This window comes from Aeromonas mytilicola subsp. aquatica (assembly GCF_044336385.1).
Taxonomy (GTDB): Bacteria; Pseudomonadota; Gammaproteobacteria; order Enterobacterales; family Aeromonadaceae; genus Aeromonas; species Aeromonas rivipollensis.
In genome coordinates, this window is the sequence record NZ_CP172298.1 from 828,161 (window position 1) to 851,422 (window position 23,262).

Here is a 23,262-nt window from a genome sequence, read left to right on the forward strand (position 1 = left end):
TTTTTGCCTCCGGCGCACAAACGTTTGCCGGTGGTGAAGGCAACAAGCCGACAAACAGGCGGGCCCCATGACTGGGGCCCGTTTTTATTGGCGTCTGGCAGTGGGAGGCGGCGGCCTCAGCCATTGACCCTGAAGATCTGGCCGGTCTGTACCCCCAGCACCGACTTCTGGTAAGCCTGCGCCACCCTGGCGGCGGGCACAGGCACGAAGCCCGGGAAGAAGTCGGCGTATTTGCCCATGGACTCCTCCAGCACGGTCGGGCTCACCACGTTGATGCGCAGGCCCCTCGGCAGTTCGCAGGCGGCCCCCTTCACGAAGTGCTCTATGGCGCCGTTGATGGTGGTTGCACTGACCCCCCAGTGGATGGGCTCCTCGCTCAGTATGCCGCTGATGAGGGTGATGGATCCCTTGTCGTTGAGATAGGGAATGGCGGCCCGGGTCAGGTTGATCTGGCCCATCAGCTTGCTTTGGAGCCCCAGTTGCCACTGCTCGTCCGTCATCTCGGTCAGGGCGTTGAAGGCGACGCTGCCGCTGGCGACCACCAGGGCATCGAACCGGCCTATGCCCGCAAACAGGGCGGCGATGGAGGCGCCATCCGTCATGTCGACGGTGGCATCCCCTCGGCTGTGGCCGACCCGGATCACCTCCTGGTCTCTGGCAAGCAACTCGCTGACGGCGGAACCTATGGTGCCGGAGGCACCCACAATCACAATTTTCATCTTGGTCACTCCTGATGGGGATGTGTTGATGATAGCTGGATGAAAAAGGAGAAAAAGCGCTTAAGATGAACCCATTGTTTCCATATTGGAGCTAATGGATGGACATCGCCCATCTGAGCAGTTTCTACGAGGTGGTGCAGCGGGGCAGTTTCTCCGCCGCCGCCGATGCATTGGGGGTGAGCAAGGGGATGCTGAGCCGCCACGTCAGCGCCCTGGAGTCCGCCCTCAATGCGCAACTGTTGCAGCGCACCACCCGTCGCCTCAGCCTGACCGAGGCGGGCAGGACCCTCTATGTGCAGGCGGGTCAGATAGCCGCGCTGGCACGGCAGGCGGAGCAGGACATCCAGGCCCTGACCGAGGAGGACAGTGGTCGCCTGCGCTTCACCTGCCCGGTCAGTACCGGCGATCGCATGGTGAGCGAGCTGCTGGCGCGCTTCGCCGAGATCTGCCCCGGGGTCGAGGTGGAGCTCAACTTCACCAACGCCATGATCGACATGAGCCAGGGGGAGAATGACATCGCCCTGCGCGCCATGGATCAGGTGCCGGACAACCTGGTGGCGCTGCCCCTCGGGCAGCTGAAAGACGTGGTGGTGGCGAGCCCAGCCCTGCTGGCCCGGGAGGGGGTCCCCGCCACCCCCTATGAGCTGGGAGGGCGCCCCTGCCTGCTCCAGGGGCACAACCCGGCCTGGGAGCAGTGGCATTTTCGCAAGACAGGGGAAGAGGCCCACATCCTGGTGCAGGGCAAGATGCGGGCCAATCACTACAGCACTGTGCTGCAACTGGCCCGCTCGGGCATGGGGTTTGCCAAGTGCCCGCTGATGCTGGTGGAGACGAGTCTGGCCAGGGGCGAGCTGGTGGCGGTGCTGACGGACTGGCAGACGGCCCTGCACCCGCTCCACGTGCTCCATGCCCAGCAGCGCTGGGTGCCGCGCAAGATACGGCTGTTCAAGCAGGTGCTGTCCCAGTGGTTTGCCGAGCGGCCCCACTATCTGCTCTGAGCCCGTTATTTTTCTGTCATCTTTGGCTGCTAGCCTGCGCCCATCATAGCGAGCAGAGAGAGACAGGGAATGAAGGGTCATCAGGGTTGGGTTGGGGTCATGTTGCTGTGTGCCGGCTTGTCGTGTGTCAGCTCGGTGCAGGCCGAGGTCAGGGTCGAAGTACCCGGGGATTTCCAGATCCTGGCGGTGAGCGACGGCAAGGTGCAGGACGAGCAGCATGGGGTGCTGGCCGACGGGGCGCAGCAGTTGCTGGTGCGCTATGAGGGGGTGATCCCGAGTCGCAACAGCAGCGACAACGATCGCCAGATCCGCTCCGAGCCCCAGGTGATCCGCTATGAGGCCCGCGGACAGTCGGTGCGCCTGCAGGCCGCGGTGCCCAGCGATGAGAAAGGCATGGAGCGCTACGCCAAGGCGCCGGTCGTGAGCCTGCTGGCGGGGGACAAGCCCCTGAAGGCGCAACAGGAGGCCCTGGTGGTCAACGGCATGCAGATCGGCATGGACTGGCACGCCAGGCTGCAAGAGTACAACCGCGGCACGGGCAAGGCGGTGCTGGCGACCGGCGCCGTGGCGACCACGGCAGCGGCGACGGCGGCCCAGGCCCCTTCAGTACCTGCCAGCGAGCTGGAGGGGCAGTTGCAGCAGCTCTTCCTGCAGGCGGACCCCGAACTTCGCAAGCGCTTCATCGGTTGGGCCGTGCCCCGGCTTTAAGTTTGCCCCCCGTTGCAGTAACGTGGGCACACTCATCTCCTGATGTGCCCATGTTGACCAGCGAGGCCCCATGTTTGAATTGCATCCCCGCCTGCAGGCGGATACCCAGATACTCGGGGATCTCCCACTTTGCCGCGTGCTGCTGGCCAAAGACAGCCAGTATCCCTGGCTCATCCTGGTGCCCAGGGTCGCCGGGCTGCGGGAAATCCACCATCTCCTCCCCGAGCAGCAGCAACAGCTGATGCAGGAGTCCTGCGCCGTCGCCACCCTGATGGAGCACGCGCTCAATCCGGACAAGATCAACGTGGCGGCGCTTGGCAACCTGGTGCCCCAGCTGCACCTGCACCATGTCGCCCGCTTCAGCACCGATGCCGCCTGGCCCGGTCCCATCTGGGGTGCACACCCTGCCATTCCCTATCAGGCACAAGATTTGCGACAGCAGGCCGATAACTGGCGAGCCCGGTTGGCCACTCTGGGTGGATTTCAGCCGTTTCTGACTGACAATACGGTCAAGTGAGAGGCGGCTCGCGGTTTCAGCACCGGGATCACGCAATCTGTTAGCGTATCGGACGCGCGCGTGATGACATGGGCGGTGAGACAGACAAGCCTATTTTTTCGATCAGCAGGAAGGTTCCATGATAGTAACAAGATCCGAGGATGATGCCGTATTGACGACAGAGGACGTGCTGCTGAGCCTGTGCAATTCGGTCACGGGCGTCCTGAGCGCGGCGACCCAGACCCAGGTGCGCTTCTCCGGCATGGTGCAGCGGATCAGCAAGACCTGCCTCAAGCCGGATATCGGCTGCTTCGTGCTGTTTGATGGCGGCTTCTCCGGGCTGGTGGTGATCAACTTCTCCGCCGCCGCGGCCATGGAGCTCTACCAGAGCTACATGCTCAGCATGGGGCTCTCCAAGGAGGATCTCGCCATCTCCCACACCTCGGACGAGGTGAGCAACGTCATGGGCGAGCTGATGAACCAGATCCTCGGCAGCTTCACCGGCAAGGTGGGGCGCGAGCTGCAGACCCACATCACTCAGAACCAGCCCAAGATGCTGGCCCTGAACAAGCAGGTGATGCTGAGCGTGGATACCAACCTCGACAATCCCGAGACCCGCAGGGTCACCTTCTTCACTGCCAGCAACAACATCTTCTATCTGGAGCTGGCGATGGACGGCACCGAGTTCATTCGGCTGCACAACGAGGGCAGGGATCAGGAGGAGATTGACCCCGATGCGCTGATCGCCCAGACCAAGCTGGCGGCGACCAAGCCGGCCCCGGCGGTCGCGCCTGCGAGCAACGAGCACGACGATCTGCTGGATTCCCTCGGCATCTGACGCCGTCAGGAAGCGAAAAAGAGCGAGGCCACCCCTGGGGTGGCCTCGCTGTTTCCGACAGGGTTCGGCTTAGAAGTTGTACAGCAGGCCGGTGCTGAAGCGGGTGGCCTGGGTATCGTAGAAGTCGATGTCGGAGTCGGCGCCTGAGTAGGCTGCGGTGAAGGTCGCGGCCAGGGCCTTGACCCCGAACAGGTTATGCCAGAAGAAGGTGCCGTTGATGGCAAACTCGTCTGCATCGGCACGCTGGCCGAACAGGGGATTTGCCTCGTCATACTTGCGCTTGCCGGCATAGAGGTTGCTGACGATGGACCATTGCGGGCCCCGCTTGGCGTAAGTCAGCTGCAACCCTGTGTTGTCGAAGCTCTCGGCACTGCCATCCAGCCTGGCCTGCTTGTAGAGGATCGCCGGCTCCAGCAACTGGTTGCCGCCGAAGTGGAACTGGTAGGAGAGCGCCATGTCGTGCACCTTGCCGTTGCGATCCAGCATGGCGGCATACTGGGTGCCGTGGGTCTGGTCATACTGCTGACCGCTGCGCTCCTCGTCCAGATCCACTTCCCGGGTGGTGAGGGTGCCGTAGAAGTTGCTGCCCCAGATCTTGTCCCAGGCAAAGCGCACTCCCTTCGACTTCACGTCGGTGGCGCTGCGATCTACCCCGGTGGCGAAGGGATCGCTCCACAGCTCCACCGGCATGGCGTTGAACACCAGGGAGGTGGCCACTATGCCCTTGTCGCCCATCTCCTGGCGCAGGCCCAGCTGCTGGGTGAAGTCGAAGCGCACCGCATCCTGGATCAGGTTGCCGAGGAACACCTGGGTGCGGGTGTCGGCGAAGGTGTAGCGGATGTCGGCGTTGATAAGCGGCGTCAGGCCGCTCTCGCTGTCGGGAGAGCCGAGGTCGTTGATTCGACTGTGGTTGTCATCGCCGGCGTAGAAGTTGGACTCGTAGCTGACGACATTGACCCCGCCGAGCAGGAAACCGGACCAGCCGGACTCTCTGGGGATCTCGCCAAGATCGGCGTGGGCGGCATTGGCGGCTAGCAGACCAAGACTCAACAGGACATGATTGCGCATGGGGTGTGCTCCTGACACAGGGGATGACAAGGGTGGCAGTGCGGCTCGGGATCCTTTGCTGAACCGGAGCTGACTGACTCAGGCGGGAATGCTACCCCAGTCGGAGTGTGACGTTAATCAATAATTTAAGGCGCAAGGGGCAAGAGTTCAGGGCGCCGTACTGGTATTCTGTTTGCGCAATAACGGGGAGAAAACAACGAGATGAAGCAAATCAAATCCTGGGCGCAATACTATGTCGACCTGATGACCAAGCTGGGACTGGTGCGCTTCAGCATGTTCCTGGCGACCGCCATCATAGTGCTGGCGGTCTCCATCCAGATGGGGGTGACCCTGTTTCTGCGCGGCACTGTGGACATAGTCGACCTGGTGCGCTCTGTCTTCTTCGGCCTGCTGGTGACCCCCTGGGCCGTCTATTTCCTCTCCATAGTCGTGGATCAGCTGGAAGACTCCCGCCAGCGGCTGACCCGCATGGTGCGCAAGCTGCAGGACATGCGCGAGCGCGACCTCGAGCTCAACAGCCAGTTGCAGGAGAACATCAGCCGCCTCAATGCCCAGATAGCCGAGACCAACAGGGCCGAGACCCTGCGCCAGCAAGCCATAGAGGATCTGGAGAACGAGGTGTTCCAGCGGGAGAAGGCCCAGCTGCACCTGGGGGAGCGTACTGCGCTGCTGCGCTCCTTCATCGACTGCTCCCCGGATCTGGTCTACTACCGCAACGAGGACGAGCAGTTCTCCGGCTGCAACCGCGCCATGGAGGAGCTCACCGGCAAGGTGGAGGCCGAGCTCATCGGGCTGACCCCGTTTGATGTCTACAAGCAGGAGATAGCCAACAAGGTGGTGGAGACCGACAAGCAGGTCTTTGCCAGCAACGAGCCCCTCACCTATGAGCAGTGGCTGGAGTACCCCGATGGCCGCAAGGCCTACTTCGAGCTGCGCAAGGTGCCCTTCTTCGACAGGTTCGGCAAGCGGCTCGGCCTGCTCGGCTTTGGCCGCGACATCACGGAGCGCAAGCAGTATCAGGACAAGCTGGAGAAGGCGAGCCGGGACAAGACCACCTTCATCTCCACCATCAGCCACGAGCTGCGCACCCCGCTCAACGGCATAGTGGGGCTGAGCCGCATGCTGATGGACACCCCCCTCGATGCCAAGCGGCAGCAGCAGCTCAAGACCATCCACCTGAGTGCGGTGACCCTGGGCAACATCTTCAATGACATCATCGATCTGGACAAACTCGATCGCCGCCGCCTCGAGATAGCGCCTGCCCCCATGGATCTGCCCGCCTTCCTCGACGAGCTGGAGATGCTGTCGCGCATCCAGGCGGAGCAGAAGGGGCTCTATCTGCATTTCGACAGGGATGGCGACATGCCGCAGTTCGTGATGGCGGACGGTACCCGGCTGCGTCAGGTGCTGTGGAACCTGGTGGGCAATGCGGTCAAGTTTACCGACGAGGGCGGGGTGACGGTGCGCTGTCTCGCCCACGCCGCCGATGAACCGGGCAAGCTGGCGCTGCACTTCGAGGTGGAAGATACCGGGGTCGGCATTCCCCGCGCCCAGCAGGAGAAGATCTTCGCCATGTACTATCAGGTGCAGGGCAAGAAGCACGCCACCGGCACCGGCATCGGCCTCGCCGTCTCCCGCCAGCTGGTGCAGGCCATGGGTGGTCAGCTCTATGTGGACAGCGACCCGGGCGAAGGCTCCTGCTTCACCGCCGAACTGGAGGTGGATTGTGTCGCGCCGCAGGCGACCCCGTCTGAGCCCGAGATGCCCTCCCTGGATATTCTGCTGGTGGAGGACGTGGAGCTCAACGTCACCGTCGCCTGCGCTCTGCTGAACAAGCTCGGCCATCAGGTGCAGGTGGCGCGGGACGGCACCCAGGCGCTGGCCATGGCCAACCCGGATGACTTCGACCTCATACTGCTGGACATCCAGCTGCCGGACATGACCGGCTTCGACGTGGCGGCCCAGCTGCTTGCCCGTTACGGCGACAGCCTGCCCCCCATGGTGGCACTCACCGCCAACGCCACCGGCGATCGCCAGTACTATCGGGATCACGGCATGCAGGATGTGATCAACAAGCCGCTCGGCTCCAAGGCGGTGCGGGAGGTGATAGGCCACCTGTTCGCGGATCTGGCGGACGACGAGGCCGATGAGCAGGCGGACGCGGGCAACCAGGATGCACTGCTGGACCTGCCCTTCCTCACCGATTACGCCAGCACGGTCGGCAAGCCGGTGCTGCTCTCCAGCGTCGATCTGTTCGAGAAGATGATGCCGGACTACATGGCGGTGCTGGACTCCAACATGATTGCCAAGGATCAGGCCGGTGTGGTGGAGGAGGCGCACAAGATAAAAGGGGCGGCGGGCTCCATCGGCCTGCGCCGTCTGCAGCAGACGGCCCAGCTGATCCAGAGCCCGGATCACCCCGCCTGGTGGGAGAACGTGGAGGACTGGATTGAGACACTGCGCCGTGAATATCCCGGCGACATCGCCCGCTTGCGGCGCTGGTTGTTGTCGTGAACCTGACGGACGTCGCAGGCAAGGAGCCGCACCATGTATGACAGTCTGATTACCCCGGCGCGCATTCACCCCTGGGGCAGCGAGGAGCTGCTGGAGGCGACCGAGCAGGATCGTGCTCGCATAGTACAGGCGGCGCCGGTGCGCCGGTTGCAGCAAAAGACCCAGGTCTTCCCGCTGGATGTGAAGGCCTCGGTGCGCAGCCGCCTCACTCACTCCCTGGAGGTGCAGGAGACGGGTCGCCAGATCAGCCGGCGCATCCTGGCGGCCCTGCCGGCGGGCACCGTCTGCGAAGGGGCTTTCATCAATCTGGTGGAGATGGCCTGCCTGCTGCACGACGTCGGCAACCCGCCGTTCGGCCACTTCGGCGAGCAGGTGATGAGCCAGTGGCTGGCACAGTCGCTGGATGAGCTGTTCGCCAGCGCCCATGAACAACTGCCGAGCCCGCAGTGGGCCGAGTTGCGCCAGGACCTGCTGGTGTTTGACGGCAATGCCCAGAGCCTGCGGCTGGTGCACAGCCTGCACGAGATGAACCTCACCCTGGGCCAGCTGGCGGCCCTGTGCAAATACCCGCAGCAGCCCCTGCTGCACAGTCCCCAGGGCTATGGCCAGCACCATGGCTGGACCAGCAAGCGCGGCATCTTCTTCAGCGAGCAACCGCTCTACCGCGCCCTCGGCCAGAGTCTGGGGCTGGCGCCGGGATGCCGGCATCCGCTGGTCTACATCATGGAGGCGGCGGACGACATCTCCTACTGCATCGCCGATCTGGAGGACGCGGTGGACAGGCGCATCCTCACCCAGGGGGAGCTGCTGGCGGCGCTGCGCAGTGCCGATGAGGGAGACTACATGGCCACCTTGCTCGAGGAGGCGCTGGCCTCGGAGCGGGGCTTCTTCCCCCATTTTCGTCAGCACCTGACTCGGGATCTGGTGGCGCTCGCGGCCCACACCTATGTGAGCGATCACGAGGCCATACTGAGCGGCGCCTACCCCAGGGCGCTGCTGCACGGTCAGGCCCCGGCGGCGCAGGTGCTCGACACCCTCAAGCAGGTGGCCCGCGAGCAGGTATTCATGCGCCCCGAGGTCGAGGCACTGGAGCTGGAAGGCTATGCCGCCCTGCGCGGTGTGCTCTCCACCTACGCCTGCCTGCTGGCACTGCCGGCCGCTCAATTCGAGCGGCTGCTGGCCGGTAACGGCGGGAGCGAGCTTTTCTTCGCCTGGCGGTTGTTCCACCGGTTGTCGGCCCGCCACCTCAAGGCCTACCGGCTGGCGGTGGCCAGCCGGGATCCGCGCTTTGACAATGGCGCCGAGCAGGAGTGGTACTACAGGGTGCGGCTGCTGCTCGACTATGTCAGCGGCATGACGGATACCTATGCGCTTGAGGAGTTCAGGCTGTTGTCCGGGATTTGACCGGGGCCGGTTCTGGCCGCATTCCACCCATATGGGTGGGGGAGATATTGCGTAAAATTCGGTGTTTTTTTAGACTGTGGCAACTTGTTCAACTTTCACACGGTAAGGAGACGATCATGCAACATTCCATGTTCAACGTTGCGTTCGATCGCTGCAATGGCAGCGCGAAGACTCGTGCTCTTTATTTACCGCGTGGAGGGAACAGGTAACACCTGCTTTTTCATCACCCGCGGTTGTCCCGCAGGGTGATGCCTCTCTCCGGGAGAACCGCACGTTCAACTGGAGAATATTATGTCTATCGAACTCGCCCTGCTGCGCCGCGTCGAAACCCTGGTTCAAAAACGGATCACCCGGCTGGAACGTCGCGTCAGCTATCTGCATCTCTCTCCCGCCCTGCTCAAAGACATCGGGCTGGAAGGGCACAATGTGCAGGTCGCCCACCTCCGTGAGCGGGAGTTTCAAACCGGTTTCCGACTCGGGAATCGAATAACCTGAGGCGAGGGGCTCCGGCCCCCGACTCCTGGATGGCAGGCCTCGGCCTGCCATTTTTCTTTCCTGATGAGCATTATCTCAATTTTGTTGTCGCACATTTAGCCAGACACATTATGATCCCCCTCCTATCCATACGGGAGTTAACTATGCTTTGCCGCTGCTATCGCCTCATCCTGTTGTGCTGGCTGGCCTGCTGTAGCCAGGGGGTGACAGCGGTCGAGACGCTGCTGGACAGGAGCGCCTTCGCGCCCTCCGGGCAGCAATGGCTCTTTACCCACGATGAGCTGGTGGTCGGCATGCCGGCGACGGCCTGGCCCCCCTATATCTATACCGATGGCCGGGGAAACTTCACCGGCCCCCTGGATGCCTTTGCCTCGCAGATTGCGGGCAGCCTGGGTCTCGAGCTGCGTTATCGCACCTATGCCAACAATACGGCGGTCCAGCAGGCGTTGCTGGACGGCAAGATTGACATGGTGATCGGCGTGGCCCCCAGCCCGATCCGCAAGCTGCAGATGCTGTTTACCTCAGAGCTGATGGCGCTGCCCCGCGCCGTCCTGTTGACCGGAGGGCGGGAGAACCTCTCCCTGGAGGAGGCCTACGGGGTGCGCTGGGTCTGCGTCTTCGGTGTCAGCGCCTGCGATGAGCTGCTGCGCCTTGGCATCTCGAACCTGGTGACGGTGGACAGCCGGGATGAGGCGATCTTCATGCTCAAGGAGGGGAAGGCGGACGCCTATCTGGCCGAGCTGCCCATGTTGAGCCGCCTGCAGGCCATGGCGGGCATGGCGGTCACCACAGTGGACTGGATGAAGGATACCTCCCTCGCCATGGCGGTGGCGCCGGGCAACGAGCCGCTGCAGGAGCTGCTCGAGCGGGCGCTGGATGACATCTCGCCCGGCGAGCGTCGCCGCATCCTGGAGGCGGGGGGCATAGTTGACTATGAGCTGGTGAAGGGCAGCAAGGAGGTCGTCTTCAGCGCGCCGGAGCAGGCGTGGCTGCAGCAGCACCCTGTGCTCAAGTATGGGGTCGCCCCGGACTGGCCCGGGATGAGCGAGATCGACGACAAGGGCCGGCTCAAGGGGCTGGTTGCCGATCTGCTGGCGATGTTGAACCAGCGCGCCGGCCTGCAGTTCACCCTGGTGCAGACCAGGAACTGGGCCCAGACACTCGAGCTGTTCCAGGCTCGCAAGCTGGATGTCATCCCGGCCATGACCCCGACCATGGAGCGCCAGCAGTTTGCCCGCTTCACGCCCAATTACGTCTCTTTGAATCGAGTGATAGTGGGCAGGCATGGCATGGCGGAGCTGACCAGTCCCAGGGAGTTGAAAGGGTACAGGGTGGGCATGGTGGGGGGCTCGGTGGAGAAATCCCTGCTGAGCGAGGTGGGGGCCGAGGCCGTGACGGTCGCAAGCGATCCCGAGCTGCTGCCGCTTTTGGATCAGCAGAAGGTGGACTATTTGCTGATGAGCATGACCACCCTGGAGCAGTCGTTGCAGCGGGGCTTCAGCGATCGCTATCAGGTAGTCTTCTCCGGCAGCGAGTTGCGGGTTCCCATCGCCATGGCGGCCCACCTGCATGATCCCATGTTGCAGCAGATCCTGACCAAGGTGCTGCTTTCAATCCCCCCGGCGGAGCTGGTCGCCCTGGAGAAGAAGTGGCTCTCCCTGACCATACAGACGGGGTTGGATCCGCGTAAAGTGCTGCTCTGGTCCTCCCTGGGCGGGGGGATTTTTCTGCTCTTCCTGCTGCTGTTCGTGGGCTGGAACCGGACTCTGCGTCGCCAGATCAGTCAGCGGCGGGAGGCGGAGCGCCGGCTCGAAGAGCAGCTGGTGTTTGTCCAGATGATGCTGGACGCCCTGCCCAACCAGGTGGTGCTGACCAATGAGCACTATGAAATCGCGATGACCAACCTGGCATATCGGCAGATGTTCCTGGGGGGCGAGAACCTGAACGGCTCCTATGAGCGCTTGCTCAAGGACCGGCTGCCGGAGGCCATTCGGGCCAGGGTGATCGAGGAGGATGCCAGGGTCTGGGAGAGTGGCGAGGAGCTTCACGGCCGCGGCGAGATCCAGCTCGCCGACGGAGTCGAGCATCAGATGATCTACACCAAGCGGCTGTTCGTCGGCCCCGACGGCAAGCGGCTCGGGATCCTGACCGTACTGACGGACGTCACCGAGCTGAGGCAGGCGCGTTCCGCGGCGCAGGAGGCGCAGACCCGACTGACCCAGATCACCGACAGCATGCCGGGGCTGGTCTATCAGTATCACTGGCTGGGGCCGGGCAACGGCAACTTCCTCTACACCTCCCAGGGGCTCAAGGAGATGCTGGGATCCGAGGAGGCCGACGACAGCCTTCTGGGGCTGACGGGGCAAGCCCTGCATGACTTCGTGACCGCGGTGGAGCGCCATGCCCTGACCATGCAGCCGCTGGATCTCGAGGTGGAGATCAAGCGCCAGGGACAAGCGGGCTACCTGCAGATCCGGGGCCACTTCGTGCGACAGGAGGGGCTGGAGGGGGTCATCCTGAACGGGGTGGTACAGGACATCACCAAGCTCAAGCGCCAGGAGCTGGAGCTGCGTGAGGCTAGACGGGTGGCGGAAGACGCGACCCAGGTGCGCAGCCGGTTCCTCGCCACCATGAGCCACGAGTTGCGCACCCCCATCTCCGGCATGCACGGCATGCTGGAGCTGCTGCAGATGAGCTCCCTCGATGACGACCAGCGTTACATGCTGCGCAACATCTCGACCTCCACCAATCACCTGCTCTATCTGGTGAACGACATCCTGGACTTCTCCAAGATGGAGGCAGGGCAGCTGCAACTCAATCCCCATCCCTGCCGGTTGACCTCTGTCATCTGCGACGTCATCCGGGGTCATGCCACCCTGGCCTATGGCAAGGGGCTCAACGTGACGCTGGCGTGGGGGCCTGAGGTGCCGGATCACGCCAGCATGGACGCGGTGCGGGTGGGTCAGGTGATCTCCAATCTGCTCAACAACGCGGTGAAGTTCACCGAGGCGGGGGAGATTGCCATCCAGGTGGGCTATCAGGACCATCGGCTGACATTGAAGGTGCGGGATACGGGGATCGGCATAGCCCGGGAGAAGCAGGTCAATCTGTTCACCCCCTTCAAGCAGGTGGAGTCCGACATCACCCGGCGTTTCGGCGGCACCGGACTCGGGCTCGCCATCTGCCATCAGCTGACCCTGAAGATGGGGGGTAGCCTGGTGCTGGAGAGCGAGGGGGGGGTAGGCACCACTGTGACCTTCGCCATTCCCCTGGCCGAGTGTCGGTGGGATGCCCCGCCGCTGGCAGGGCAGAGCTGGTGGTGGTTCGGTGAGGACGAGGTACTGCAAGCCGTGATGGAGCAACTCGGCGCCACACTTCACCCCCTGACCGCAGATCAGTGGCGTCATCCCCTTGAGGGCTACCTGCTGGCGCAGGAGAGCCGCCTGGAGCAGGCCCTTGGCAGTGGCTGGTTGCAGCATTTGCAGCAATCTTCCCTCAAGGGCATAGTACTCTCCCCCCATGAGGCATTGCGTGGCCGCATGGGCAGTGACGCCTGGTGGCGGATAGGCCAGTCTCCCATCTACCCGGACCTGCTGCTGGAGACCTGTCGCCAGCTGTCGAGCGAGCGGCCGAGCCAGCCGATGCAGATGCAGGGAGAGCGGCTCAGGGGCAGGGTGCTGGTGGCGGACGATCATCCCGTCAACCGCGCGCTGCTGACCCGCCAGCTCGCCATCCTCGGCATAGACCCCGAGGTGGTTGATGATGGGGAGAAGGCGCTGCGCGCCTGGCAGGGGCAGGAGTTCGCCCTGCTGCTCACCGACTGCCACATGCCGGTGATGGATGGCTATACCCTGGCGCGCACCCTGCGGGCGGCCGGTGACGAGGCGCCCATCATAGGTGTCACCGCCGACACCTCGGAGGAGGCCAGCCAGCAGATGCTGGAGGCCGGCATGAACGACATGCTGTTCAAGCCCTACAGCCTGGAAACCCTGCGCCAAACCCTGGTTCGCTGGCTACCGGCGGCCAGCCCGCAACAAGAGACAATGGCTCCCCGGCAAGCAGAGGTTCAGGCACCGGGAATAAGCTGGTTGACCCTGTTCGGGGACGAGGCGGTGGCGCGCAGCATGGGGAGGGAGTATCTGGAGGCCAACCGGCAGGATGGCGATGACATGATGCTGGCGCTGGCCAGACAGGATACCCAGGCGCTGGTGGAGACGGCGCATCGCATCAAGGGGGCCGCCCGCATGGTCGGGCAGCAGGCCCTGGCGACCGAGGCCGCCCAGCTTGAGGCGGCGGCCAGGTTGAAGCAACTGGACAGACTCGACGAGCTGGGCCAGACGGTACAGGCATTGATGGACTCTATCAGAGGTGAAATGGAGTTATGGCTCGATGAATAGTGCACGGCATGAGTTGGTGATCATGGTGGTGGAGGATCACAACTTCCAGCGCAAGGCCCTGATGCACCAGATCCGCGGGCTTGGCTACGGCAACCTGCTGGAAGCCCAGGACGGAGAGGAGGCGCTGACCCAGTGTCAGCACCATCAGGTCGACATCCTGTTCTGCGATCTGCGGATGCCGGGCATGGATGGCATGGCTCTGCTGCGCCGCCTCTCCCTGGGTGGCTTTCGCGGCGGCATAGTGCTGTGCAGCGCACTGGAAGACGATGTGGTCGACGCCGTGCTGCGCATGAGCCGCGCCTACGGCCTGCAGGTGCTGGGGCGCATCGACAAACCCGCCAGTCATCAGCAGATAGCCCAGTTGATCGGCGCCTGGCAGCCCCAGCAGGCGCGCAGCCAGGAGGAGGACGGCCACAGTCTGAGTCTGGATGAGCTGTGCCGGGCCCTGGAGCAGGACCAGCTGCTGCCCTGGTATCAACCCAAGGTGAGTTTTGAAAACGGTCAGTGGGTCGGCATGGAGGCGCTCGCCCGCTGGCAGCACCCCGAGTATGGGCTCATCTCGCCGGCCCGCTTCATCCCGCTGGCGGAGCACAACGGGCTCATGGATCCGCTGACCGAGGTGATCATCGGCAAGTCACTGCGCGACGGCCACCTGTGGGAGAAGACGGGGCTCTCCCTCAACCTCTCGATGAACCTCTCCACCACCTCGCTTATCGAGGGGGATCTGTGCAATACCCTGCTCAATCACTGCCAGCGCTGGAGCATCAACCCCGAGCTCATCACCCTGGAGGTGACAGAGAGCGCCTTCGTCAAGGATCTCGGCAAGTCGCTGGAGGTGCTGACCCGCTTGCGGATGCACGGCTTCGGCCTCTCCATCGACGACTTCGGCACCGGCTACTCCTCCATGCAGCAGCTCGCCCTGCTGCCGTTCACCGAGCTGAAGCTGGACAGATCCTTCGTCGATCGCTGCTATGAAGATCCCTCCCGCCTCGCCATTATCGAATCCAGTATCGAACTGGCGCGCAAGTTGGGGTTAAAATCGGTGGCAGAGGGGGTCGAGGACGAGGCCACCTGGCTGCTGCTGGCCAGGCTGGGGTGCGATCAATGCCAGGGGTTCTTCTCCGCACGCCCCATGCCACGCGAGGAGTTGCTCGTCTGGCATGACACCTGGCGCGAACGATTGCCCGCATTGATCGGGCGCTAATCAAGGGCAGGATGCCCGCTGCGACACAAGGATGGTCATGAAAATATCAAGCAAGCTGTTGTTGAGTTTCTGTTTTATCAACCTGCTCATCATTCTCTCCTCCGCCCTTGTCTACCATCAGCTCGGCCGGATTGAAGCCTCCCAGGAGGCCTTGCTGGGCCAGGCCCTGCCAGCCCTGCAACGGGACGAGGCGAGCCAGAAGGCCCTGATCGCCACCGTCTCCTCCCTGCGGGCCTACCTCATCCTCGGCAAGGATCCCGCGCAAGGTGCGCGCATCAAGCAGGAGTGGGAGCAGGCCTGGCGAGCCATAGAGCAGCAGGGATTCACGCCCGCCCTGAGCCGCTCCCTCAAGAGCTTCAAGGGGGCGCAGGAGAAGGTGTGGGCCCTGGCCCATACCGAAGAGAACCTGCCGGCCCACACCCTGATGCTGCTGGAAGCCGGTCCCCTGGCGGAGGCTGCCCTCGATCAGCTGCAATCCATTGCCAACGAAGAGGTGGCGACGCCCCAGGAGACGCTGCCCGGCGATCGCCGCCTGCTGCTCAAGCAGGTGGGGGATGCCTACAACGGGCTGGCCAATGCCCTCTCCGCCCTGCGGGACTTCCTCATCTCGGGGGACAAGGAGTATCGCGACAAGTACCAGGACTACTACCAGTTCCATCTGCAGCGGGTGGCCGAGCTGAAACAGCAGCAGGCCAACTTCACCGAGGCGCAGAAGGGGTTGTGGACGCTCTTTGAGGAGATGTCTGCCCCCTTTGCCGAGCTGGTGGGGCAGGTGATCGCCAGACGGCAGGCGCCGGACTGGGATCAGGCCAACCACCTGATGGCCACCGACATTGAACCTGCGTTGACCCAGCTGGCCAGTCAGCTGGCGAGCCAGGTGACCCAGACCCGGGGAGAAGTGGACAAGATAGCTGGCAAGCTGGCCGGTGCCAGTCAGGCCATCCACCGTACTCTGCTGCTGGCGACCACCAGCGTCATCTTGCTCGGCACCCTGGTGGCCCTGCTGTTCAGCCGCCGCCTGACCCGTGACATCGCCAGCCTGGTGAACCGGGCCGGGCAGGTCGCCGATGGCCGCCTGCCGAGGGAGCCCCTGCCGGTGTTGCGCCAGGACGAGCTGGGCGGATTGACCGGCTCCATCAACCGGATGTCGAGCCAGCTACGCCAGCTGGTGGGGGAGATCCAGGGGGCTGTGGCGCAGGTGGAAGGGGCCGGCCGCGAGGTGGGTCAGACCACCAACGCCATAGTGGACGATCTGGCGAGTCAGAATCAGCGGCTGGATACGGTCGCTGCCGCCATAGAGCAGATGTCCGCCAGCACCCGGGACGTGGCGGGCAACATCGCCGACGCGGCCGGCGCGGCGCGGCAGACCGAGCAGCAGGCCAGGCAGGGGGAGCAGGCCCTCGCCCGCATGAGCGTCACCATGGCGCAGATTGCCGCCATGATCACCCAGGCCAATCAGGCGATGTCGCTGCTTCGCAGCCAGAGCGAGCAGGTGGGCCGCGTCACCGAGGTGATCGCCACCATAGCCGAGCAGACCAACCTGCTGGCGCTCAATGCCGCCATAGAGGCGGCGCGCGCCGGGGAGCAGGGGCGGGGGTTCGCCGTGGTGGCGGACGAGGTGCGCCAGTTGGCCAGCCGTACCAGCCAGTCGACGGCGGAGATCAACCAGACCATTGCCAGCATACAGCAGCAGACCCGGCAGACGGCCGATACCGTGGGCAGCGGCACCCTGTTGGTGGAGCAGGGCAGGGGCGCCGTGGCCTCGGCCACCGAGACCCTGGCGGCCATGTCGGCGCTGGTGCAGGATCTCTGCGGCCAGCTCGCCGCCATCGCCACCGCGACCGAGCAGCAGTCCAGGGTGGCCCAGGAGGTGGCGGGCACTGTGGAGGAGATCGCCGGGCTCAGCCATCAGTCCAGCGAACACAGCCAGCAGGGGGAGCTGATCGCCGCCAGACTGACCCGGGAGACGGGCCAGTTGACCGCGGCCATCAGCCGCTTCGAGCTGGATGCCTGAGCAAGGCAGGGATGACAGAAAAGCGGGGCAGGCCTATGGGCCTGCCCCGTTTTTTTTCAGTCCAGACGCTGGATGGTTAGTCCAGACGCCGGAAGGCCTGATTGTCGACGCTGCTGCTGGTTTCCTGATTGAGCAGGCTGACCAGCAGGGGTATGGGCGCTTCTCGCTGCCAACTCAGACCTGATGCTGGATGGTTAGTCCAGGCGCCGGAAGGCCTGGTTGTCGAAGCTGCTGCTGGTTTCCTGATTGAGCAGGCTGGCCAGCAGGGGTATGGGCGCTTCTCGCTGCCGACTCAGTCCAGACGCCGGAAAGCCTGATTGTCGAAGCTGCTGCTGGTTTCCTGATTCAGCAGACTGACCAGCAGGATGGCCCGCTTCTCCCCATCCGGCTCCAGGTAGATGGCCTCGAACCCGGCCAGGGGGCCAGATTCGATCAGTACCTTGTCCCCTTGCGTCGGCAGGCAGGCGTAGCTGGCGCGCGCCTCGTCGCTGTCGTCCCGGCTCATCAGCCGGTAGATCAGCTGGCTGCTGACGGGGCTCCACTCCTTGCCGAAGTGAATGATGCGGCTGATGCCGCGGGTGGACTTCAGGGTGACCGGGGTGACCACTTCCAGATCCACGTAGATGAACAGGTAGTTGGGAAACATGGGTTCACGCTGCGGGACCCGTTTGCCACGCCGCAGTTTCTCCACTTCCACCATGGGGTAATAGGATTCGACGCCTTGAGCCGCCAGATGGGCGCGGGCGCGGGCCTCTTCCTTGGGCTTGCAGTAGGCCAGATACCATTTCTTCATTGTTGTTCTGTTTTTTCGTGTTGCCGTGCTTCTGGCTATGATAACGGGGGCAAAAAAAAAGGCCACGCTTGGCGTGGCCTTTTTTACAGAGTGAGTGATTACCAACCTTTCACCAGGCCGCCCTTGAACAGCTCGGTTCCCTTCTTGTAGACCTCGTCGGTCTGGAAGGCCTGGACGAACTCCTTGACCTTCTCGTCGTCCTTGTTGTTCTCGCGGGCAACGATCAGGTTGACGTAGGGGGACTCCTTGTCTTCGACGAAGAGGCCGTTTTCGGTCGGGGTCAGGCCAATCTGACCGGCGAAGGTGTTGTTGATGATGGAGAGATCAACATCTTCCAGGGAGCGGGGCAGCTGAGCGGCTTCCAGCTCGACGATCTTGAAGTTGCGCGGGTTGCTGGCGATGTCCAGCACGGTCGCTTCCAGACCGGCGCCTTCCTTCAGCTTCAGCAGGCCCTGCTTCTCCAGCAGGATCAGGGAGCGACCCAGGTTGGTCGGATCGTTCGGCACCGCGATCTGGGCACCGTCTTTCAGCTCGGACAGGGCCTTGATCTTCTTGGAGTAACCGGCGATCGGGTAGACGAAGGTGTTGCCAACCGGCACCAGCTTGAAGCCGCGATCACGGATCTGGGCATCCAGGTAGGGCTTGTGCTGGAAGGCGTTGACGTCGACGCTGCCGTCGTTCAGGGCCACGTTGGGAGTGACGTAGTCGGAGAAGGTGACGACCTCGACGGTCAGGCCGTATTTCTCCTTCGCCACCTTGGCCGCAGTCTCGATCAGTTCGGTCTCGGGGCCGGCGATGGCGCCGACTTTCAGGGTCTTGCTCTCTTCCTTCTGACCGCAGCCGACCAGTACCAGAGTTGCCAGCAGCGCAGCTGCCGCGGATTTAATGCCCAATTTCATAAAAACCTCCTGTCAGAAATCGACGATTAACGATGATCACATTGTTTGACCAGGCGCTCACCCGCGCTCTGGATGAGTTGAACCAGTACCACCAGAATGACCACGGTGACCAGCATGACGGTAGGGTCGAAGCGCTGGTAGCCGTAGCGAATACCCACATCACCGAGACCACCACCACCGATGGCACCGGCCATGGCGGAGTAGTTCACCAGCGTGACCAGGGTGATGATGATGCTGTTGAGGATCCCGGGCAGGGCCTCAGGCAGCAGCACCTTGGCAATGATTTGCAAGGGTTTGGCACCCATGGCCTTGGCGGCTTCGAGCAGGCCGTCCGGCACTTCCATCAGGGCACCTTCCACCAGACGGGCGATGAAGGGGATGCAACCGACGGTCAGCGGCACTATGGCGGCTATGGTGCCTATGCTGGTGCCGACGATCAGCCGGGTCAGCGGAATGATGGCAACCAGCAGTATGATGAAGGGCACGGAGCGGCCGACGTTGACCACGATGCCGAGGATCTTGTTCAGCAGCGGGTTGGCCAGGATCTGGCCGGCCTTGGTCACGTGCAGTGCCACGCCCAGCGGCAGGCCGAGCAGGCAGCCGAACAGGGCGGAGGCAAACACCATGATCAGGGTGTCGCCGAGGGCTGTGATGAGCAGATTAATCATGGCTTCGGACATAGCCCATTACCTCCAGCTGAATGTGGTTGTCGATGAAGAACTGCTGGGTGGCCTCGCACTGGGCCTCATCCCCGAACAGTTCCGCCAGCAGGAAGCCGAACTTGACGCCACCGGCGTATTCGATGTCTGCGCTCAGTATGCTGATGTCGATGTTGAAACGGCGGCTCACCTCGGAGATGAGCGGCGAATCGACGGTGGCGCCGGTGAAACCGAGCTTCACCAGGGGATAGCTGTTGGCCACCCGCTCGCGGCTCATCCTGTCCTGATACTCCTGGGGCACTTCCAGGTGGATGGTGGAGTGGATGAAGTCACGGGCCAGCTGGGTCTTGGCGTTGCTGAAGAACCAGGCCACTTCCCCCTGCTCGATCAGGCGACCGTCGCTGATGATGGCCACTTCGTCACAGATCCCCTTCACCACGTCCATCTCGTGGGTGATGAGCAAGATGGTGAGCCCCAGCTTGACGTTGATCTCCTTGAGCAGGCTCAGGATGGATCGGGTGGTCTGGGGGTCGAGGGCCGAGGTGGCCTCGTCACACAGCAGTACCTTGGGGGCCGGTGCCAGGGCGCGGGCGATGGCGACGCGCTGCTTCTGGCCGCCGGAGAGCTCGGACGGATAGGCGTGGGCACGGGCTTCCAGCCCGACCAGGGCCAGCAGCTCGTCGACCCGGGCCTGGATCTGCGCCTTGCTCCAGCCCGCCAGCTCCAGCGGGAAGGCGATGTTGGCGAACACGGTGCGGGAGGCCAGCAGGTTGAAGTGCTGGAAGATCATGCCGATCTGGCGGCGAGCCTGGGTCAGATCCCGCTCGCTCAGGGCCACCAGATCCTGACCATCGACGATGACCTGCCCCTGGGTGGGGCGCTCCAGCAGGTTGACGCAACGAATCAGGGTGCTCTTGCCGGCCCCGGAGGCGCCGATCACCCCGAAAATCTTGCCTTGTGGCACATGCAGGCTCACGTCACGCAGGGCGTGCACGGCGTCACTGCCTTTACCGTAGACTTTGTTGAGACCGATCAACTTAATCATGGATTCTTCCGTGCTAACAGCCTTAAAGCACAGGGCGCTACAGGCGGGTGAATTGGGCAGAGGTTTCACTGGGTTGCTCTGCCATCATGGAGGATGATGCTAAGATGTCCGGATGGCTGTGTCAACGCATGTTTCTACGTCTAGACGTCTAAAAAATGGATAAGGATTCCCGCTTCCTGACTAAGGGAAGAGGGGTAAACCGGCGGCTTCAATATTAGATTCTGATTTGAATTCATCCGTCCGAATATAACCTGGATAATCCTCCTTAACTCGATGATTCCCCCGTTTTGTCACGACCTCTCCCTGGGCGCTGGCGGCCAGTTGCCAGCATGACAGGGAGGAATCTCTTCGCCCCTTTCTCTTCGTTTTCTCCTTTTTCTTTCCCATCCCTTTGATGTAGAACAAAAATTGACCGCTTTTATCCGGGGAGGGGGCGGCGTTTTTTTATACTGGCAGGAGGTGGACGGCAGGAGGAAGCCAAGATGCGATTTCAACAGATCAAGGACCTGATGCTTTACCTCGAGCAACTGCATCAGCAGCAGGGGCGCAGTTACGGGCGCCTGATCCCCCAGGTGGATGGGGAGCGCAGCCGGATGTTGCTGGCCTATCTGCAAGGGCGGGAGGACGCTGCGGCGGCCCACCTGCACGACTATCGGGAGCAGATGGGGAGCGGGGTCAAGGAGACCTGGCTGGATCAGGGATTTGGCGTGGATCTGCTGGCCGATTGCCCGCGTCTGGCACTGCCCGCCGGTGCCCAGCCCGACGAGATAGTGACCCTGGTGTCGCGGCAGGAGGAGAAACTCGTTGGGGAGCTGGGGCGCCTGGCCCGGGAGTGCCCCACGCCGGACACGGCCGCGCTGCTAGCATCACTGGCGTCCATGGCGCAATCCCGGTTGACCCGGCTGGTGCACGGGGCCCATCGGCTCGACGACCTCTAGGGCGCCATGGCAGAGGCCCGCTCAGGGCCTCTTGCTCCTTTGCTGGGGTAGGCTTAGCCCTCTTGCCGGGCCGCGCCGTAGAGGGCGGCCCCTATGATGCCGGCCTGGTTGAGGTTGGCCGCCGCCACCAGGGGGGCCCGGGTCTCTATCCGGTCGATGAACTTGTCGAGCTTGGCGGCGCTGCCGCCTCCCAGGATGAAGAGATCGGGGGAGAAGAGGAACTCGAGGCGGGCCAGGTACTTGTTGAAGCGCTTGCCCCAGCGGTTCCAGGAGAGATCCTCGCGCTTGCGCACCGCATCCGAGCAGTAGTGCTCGGCGACCATGCCTTCCAAGATGAGATGGCCCAGCTCGGTGTTCGGCAGCAGCTGGCCGTTGACGAACACCGCAGTGCCTATGCCGGTGCCGACGGTGATGAGGATGATGACCCCCTTGCGATCCCGGCCCGTGCCGAAGCGCATCTCGGCCAGCCCGGCAGCATCGGCGTCGTTGAGCACGTGGCAGGGCAGGCCGGTCACGTCGGCGAACAGGTGGGCGGCGTCTGTCTCGATCCAGCTCTTGTCGATGTTGGAGGCATTCTTGGCGATGCCGTTGTGGATGGTGGCGGGGAAGCCGCACCCTATGGGCCCCTTCCACTGGAAATGCTCGACCAGCGCCTTGAGGGTGTGCGCCACGGCGGCCGGGGTGGCCGGTTGCGGCGTGGCAATGCGGTGGCGCTCGCCAATCAGTTCGCCAGTCTCGGTGTCCACCAGGCAGCCCTTGATCCCGGAGCCGCCAATATCTACTCCCAACATCTGCATCCGCATCTTCCTTTTATTGTGCCTATGGTCAATGGTCGGCAGAGCATGAAAAAAGTGCTGTCATCCGGCAAGGGCCAGATCACTTATGCGTGATCCGGCAGGCCTTTTTCGATGCAGCGGATCAGCAAACGGGTCTTCTTGTTCTCTTTCTCCTGGCGCGCGGCCAGGGTCGCCAGCGCCCATTCGATGTGTTCGGCCACCATGGGCTCGGCGCCGGGAAGCGCCTGCTGCAGGGCCGCCATGGCATCGCTGCTGGCCGGGCCGTTGCCCAGCGCCACTGCCAGGTTGCGGCGCCAGCGTTGATAGCCGATGCGGCGAATGGGGCTGCCTTCGGTGTGCTTCAAAAATGCCGCCTCCGACCACTGCCAGAGGTCGAGCAGGGGTGGGCGGTGCAGATTGGGGCGGGGACTGAAGTCGGGCTCGGGGCTCGCATCCGCATAGCGGTTCCAGGGGCAGATGAGCTGGCAGTCGTCACAGCCATAGATGCGGTTGCCCATCAGCGGCCTGAACTCTTCCGGGATGGGGCCGTCGTTCTCTATGGTGAGATAGGAGATGCAGCGCCGCCCGTCCACCACATAGGGGGCGATGATGGCGCCGGTGGGGCAGATGTTGATGCAGGCCACGCACTTGCCACACTGCTCTTTTTCCACCGGGGCATCGACGGGCAGCGGCAGGCTGAGCAGCAGCTCCCCGAGAAAGAAGAAGGAGCCGGCCGATTCGCTCAGCAGCAGCGAGTGCTTGCCCACCCAGCCCAGCCCCGCCTTGGCCGCCAGGGGGCGCTCCAGTATGGGGGCCGAATCGACGAAGGGACGCCACTCCCCCGGGGTTTCCTGCGTGGATGGCAACAGCGCCTGGCAGCGCTGCTCGATGCGCTCCCCCAGCTGCTTGAGCCGGTTGCGCAGCACCTTGTGGTAGTCGCGTCCCAGGGCATAGCGGCTGATGTAGCCCAGGGTCGGGTCCTTCAGAGTGGCGGCAAAGCCCGCCTCGAAGGGGAGATAGTTCATCCGCACCGACAGCACCCGCAGGGTGCCCGGCAGCAGCTCGTGGGGCCGGGCCCGCATCATGCCGTGGCGCGCCATGTAGTCCATGGTGCCGTGATGGCCCGCATCCAGCCAGGCCTGCAATCTGGGCTCCTCAAGGGCGAGATCCGTGTCCGTGATGCCGACCTGGTCAAATCCTAGCTCCCGTGCCCAGAGCTTGATATCGTGGGCCAGTTGCGCGAGTTCGGCGGCCGTCATTGTGTCTCACCTGCCTGCTGGCAGCGGCATGGCGCCCG

General features: G+C 63.4%; 19 protein-coding genes. 11 read left to right on the forward strand and 8 right to left on the reverse strand.

The window, feature by feature from the left end; genetic code table 11:
* Positions 1-116: 116 nt before the first annotated feature.
* Complete coding sequence (locus tag ACFWHB_RS04110) at positions 117-719, reverse strand: short chain dehydrogenase (protein WP_395949512.1); 603 nt, start codon at positions 717-719, stop codon at positions 117-119.
* A gap of 98 nt (positions 720-817) precedes the next feature.
* Here ACFWHB_RS04110 and ACFWHB_RS04115 point away from each other — a divergent pair, with 98 nt between their 5' ends.
* The 4 genes from ACFWHB_RS04115 to ACFWHB_RS04130 all read left to right on the forward strand — a co-directional run bounded on the left by ACFWHB_RS04115 (position 818) and on the right by ACFWHB_RS04130 (position 3,759).
* A complete protein-coding gene (locus ACFWHB_RS04115) occupies positions 818-1,717 on the forward strand; it encodes a LysR family transcriptional regulator (protein WP_395949513.1) in 900 nt (299 codons plus the stop codon).
* A 69-nt stretch (positions 1,718-1,786) separates the two neighbouring features.
* Entirely contained in the window at positions 1,787-2,425 is a 639-nt protein-coding gene (locus ACFWHB_RS04120) for a DUF2057 domain-containing protein (RefSeq protein ID WP_395949514.1), read from the forward strand.
* A 70-nt stretch (positions 2,426-2,495) separates the two neighbouring features.
* Positions 2,496-2,942: an HIT domain-containing protein gene (locus ACFWHB_RS04125; protein WP_393936199.1), complete on the forward strand. Its 447-nt coding sequence runs from the start codon at positions 2,496-2,498 to the stop codon at positions 2,940-2,942.
* A gap of 118 nt (positions 2,943-3,060) precedes the next feature.
* Positions 3,061-3,759 carry a DUF3334 family protein gene (locus ACFWHB_RS04130; RefSeq protein ID WP_163149599.1) on the forward strand — a complete coding sequence of 233 codons (699 nt, stop codon included), beginning with the start codon at positions 3,061-3,063 and terminating at the stop codon, positions 3,757-3,759.
* A 69-nt stretch (positions 3,760-3,828) separates the two neighbouring features.
* Here the strand turns inward: ACFWHB_RS04130 and ACFWHB_RS04135 are convergent, their stop codons facing one another.
* The gene (locus ACFWHB_RS04135) at positions 3,829-4,827 is read right to left on the reverse strand and encodes a DUF2860 family protein (protein ID WP_163138083.1); all 999 of its coding nucleotides are present in this window, start codon (positions 4,825-4,827) and stop codon (positions 3,829-3,831) included.
* Positions 4,828-5,028: 201 nt separating this feature from the next.
* On the opposite strand from ACFWHB_RS04135, the gene arcB reads away from it, so the two are divergent.
* The 6 genes from arcB to ACFWHB_RS04165 all read left to right on the forward strand — a co-directional run bounded on the left by arcB (position 5,029) and on the right by ACFWHB_RS04165 (position 16,855).
* Positions 5,029-7,341, forward strand: a complete 2,313-nt coding sequence (gene arcB, locus ACFWHB_RS04140; RefSeq protein WP_163149603.1) for an aerobic respiration two-component sensor histidine kinase ArcB — start codon at positions 5,029-5,031, stop codon at positions 7,339-7,341.
* 33 nt (positions 7,342-7,374) lie between these two features.
* Positions 7,375-8,745 (forward strand): dGTPase, encoded by a 1,371-nt coding sequence (dgt, locus tag ACFWHB_RS04145; RefSeq protein ID WP_395949515.1) that lies wholly within the window; start codon positions 7,375-7,377, stop codon positions 8,743-8,745.
* Positions 8,746-9,036: 291 nt separating this feature from the next.
* Positions 9,037-9,240 (forward strand): hypothetical protein, encoded by a 204-nt coding sequence (locus ACFWHB_RS04150; protein WP_106885912.1) that lies wholly within the window; start codon positions 9,037-9,039, stop codon positions 9,238-9,240.
* Positions 9,241-9,383: 143 nt separating this feature from the next.
* Entirely contained in the window at positions 9,384-13,637 is a 4,254-nt protein-coding gene (locus tag ACFWHB_RS04155; protein ID WP_395949516.1) for a transporter substrate-binding domain-containing protein, read from the forward strand.
* Entirely contained in the window at positions 13,630-14,841 is a 1,212-nt protein-coding gene (locus tag ACFWHB_RS04160; protein WP_162520174.1) for an EAL domain-containing response regulator, read from the forward strand. Before ACFWHB_RS04155 ends, ACFWHB_RS04160 begins: the two co-directional genes overlap by 8 nt.
* 37 nt (positions 14,842-14,878) lie before the next feature.
* Entirely contained in the window at positions 14,879-16,855 is a 1,977-nt protein-coding gene (locus ACFWHB_RS04165) for a HAMP domain-containing methyl-accepting chemotaxis protein (RefSeq protein WP_395949517.1), read from the forward strand.
* A gap of 292 nt (positions 16,856-17,147) precedes the next feature.
* Here the strand turns inward: ACFWHB_RS04165 and rfaH are convergent, their stop codons facing one another.
* The 4 genes from rfaH to metN form a co-directional block, all read right to left on the reverse strand.
* Entirely contained in the window at positions 17,148-17,648 is a 501-nt protein-coding gene (gene rfaH, locus ACFWHB_RS04170; RefSeq protein ID WP_106885915.1) for a transcription/translation regulatory transformer protein RfaH, read from the reverse strand.
* Positions 17,649-17,746: 98 nt separating this feature from the next.
* The gene (metQ, locus tag ACFWHB_RS04175; protein ID WP_106885916.1) at positions 17,747-18,547 is read right to left on the reverse strand and encodes a methionine ABC transporter substrate-binding lipoprotein MetQ; all 801 of its coding nucleotides are present in this window, start codon (positions 18,545-18,547) and stop codon (positions 17,747-17,749) included.
* Between the two features lie 26 nt (positions 18,548-18,573).
* On the reverse strand, positions 18,574-19,227 hold the full coding sequence (locus ACFWHB_RS04180) for a methionine ABC transporter permease (RefSeq protein WP_005327310.1): 654 nt from the start codon (positions 19,225-19,227) through the stop codon (positions 18,574-18,576).
* Positions 19,208-20,251 (reverse strand): methionine ABC transporter ATP-binding protein MetN, encoded by a 1,044-nt coding sequence (gene metN, locus ACFWHB_RS04185; RefSeq protein WP_111912285.1) that lies wholly within the window; start codon positions 20,249-20,251, stop codon positions 19,208-19,210. The genes ACFWHB_RS04180 and metN overlap by 20 nt, the downstream gene beginning before the upstream one ends.
* A 482-nt stretch (positions 20,252-20,733) precedes the next feature.
* Here metN and ACFWHB_RS04190 point away from each other — a divergent pair, with 482 nt between their 5' ends.
* A complete protein-coding gene (locus ACFWHB_RS04190) occupies positions 20,734-21,189 on the forward strand; it encodes a hypothetical protein (RefSeq protein WP_395949518.1) in 456 nt (151 codons plus the stop codon).
* A 53-nt stretch (positions 21,190-21,242) separates the two neighbouring features.
* On the opposite strand, the gene ppgK is transcribed toward ACFWHB_RS04190, so the two are convergent.
* A complete protein-coding gene (gene ppgK, locus ACFWHB_RS04195; RefSeq protein WP_106885919.1) occupies positions 21,243-21,986 on the reverse strand; it encodes a polyphosphate--glucose phosphotransferase in 744 nt (247 codons plus the stop codon).
* Positions 21,987-22,069: 83 nt separating this feature from the next.
* Positions 22,070-23,224 (reverse strand): tRNA epoxyqueuosine(34) reductase QueG, encoded by a 1,155-nt coding sequence (gene queG, locus ACFWHB_RS04200; protein WP_395949519.1) that lies wholly within the window; start codon positions 23,222-23,224, stop codon positions 22,070-22,072.
* Between the last annotated feature and the right edge of the window lie 38 nt (positions 23,225-23,262).

Excerpts from the sequence above, each read along its gene's own strand:
- ACFWHB_RS04115 (WP_395949513.1), top strand. The coding sequence starts at position 818 with ATGGACATCGCCCATCTGAGCAGTTTCTACGAGGTGGTGCAGCGGGGC.
- ACFWHB_RS04190 (WP_395949518.1), top strand. The coding sequence starts at position 20,734 with ATGCGATTTCAACAGATCAAGGACCTGATGCTTTACCTCGAGCAACTG.
- ppgK (WP_106885919.1), bottom strand. The coding sequence starts at position 21,986 with ATGCAGATGTTGGGAGTAGATATTGGCGGCTCCGGGATCAAGGGCTGC.
- metN (WP_111912285.1), bottom strand. The coding sequence starts at position 20,251 with ATGATTAAGTTGATCGGTCTCAACAAAGTCTACGGTAAAGGCAGTGAC.
- ACFWHB_RS04180 (WP_005327310.1), bottom strand. The coding sequence starts at position 19,227 with ATGTCCGAAGCCATGATTAATCTGCTCATCACAGCCCTCGGCGACACC.
- ACFWHB_RS04155 (WP_395949516.1), top strand. The coding sequence starts at position 9,384 with ATGCTTTGCCGCTGCTATCGCCTCATCCTGTTGTGCTGGCTGGCCTGC.
- ACFWHB_RS04165 (WP_395949517.1), top strand. The coding sequence starts at position 14,879 with ATGAAAATATCAAGCAAGCTGTTGTTGAGTTTCTGTTTTATCAACCTG.
- dgt (WP_395949515.1), top strand. The coding sequence starts at position 7,375 with ATGTATGACAGTCTGATTACCCCGGCGCGCATTCACCCCTGGGGCAGC.
- ACFWHB_RS04135 (WP_163138083.1), bottom strand. The coding sequence starts at position 4,827 with ATGCGCAATCATGTCCTGTTGAGTCTTGGTCTGCTAGCCGCCAATGCC.
- ACFWHB_RS04130 (WP_163149599.1), top strand. The coding sequence starts at position 3,061 with ATGATAGTAACAAGATCCGAGGATGATGCCGTATTGACGACAGAGGAC.
- ACFWHB_RS04120 (WP_395949514.1), top strand. The coding sequence starts at position 1,787 with ATGAAGGGTCATCAGGGTTGGGTTGGGGTCATGTTGCTGTGTGCCGGC.
- ACFWHB_RS04160 (WP_162520174.1), top strand. The coding sequence starts at position 13,630 with ATGAATAGTGCACGGCATGAGTTGGTGATCATGGTGGTGGAGGATCAC.
- ACFWHB_RS04125 (WP_393936199.1), top strand. The coding sequence starts at position 2,496 with ATGTTTGAATTGCATCCCCGCCTGCAGGCGGATACCCAGATACTCGGG.
- rfaH (WP_106885915.1), bottom strand. The coding sequence starts at position 17,648 with ATGAAGAAATGGTATCTGGCCTACTGCAAGCCCAAGGAAGAGGCCCGC.
- ACFWHB_RS04150 (WP_106885912.1), top strand. The coding sequence starts at position 9,037 with ATGTCTATCGAACTCGCCCTGCTGCGCCGCGTCGAAACCCTGGTTCAA.
- arcB (WP_163149603.1), top strand. The coding sequence starts at position 5,029 with ATGAAGCAAATCAAATCCTGGGCGCAATACTATGTCGACCTGATGACC.
- ACFWHB_RS04110 (WP_395949512.1), bottom strand. The coding sequence starts at position 719 with ATGAAAATTGTGATTGTGGGTGCCTCCGGCACCATAGGTTCCGCCGTC.
- queG (WP_395949519.1), bottom strand. The coding sequence starts at position 23,224 with ATGACGGCCGCCGAACTCGCGCAACTGGCCCACGATATCAAGCTCTGG.
- metQ (WP_106885916.1), bottom strand. The coding sequence starts at position 18,547 with ATGAAATTGGGCATTAAATCCGCGGCAGCTGCGCTGCTGGCAACTCTG.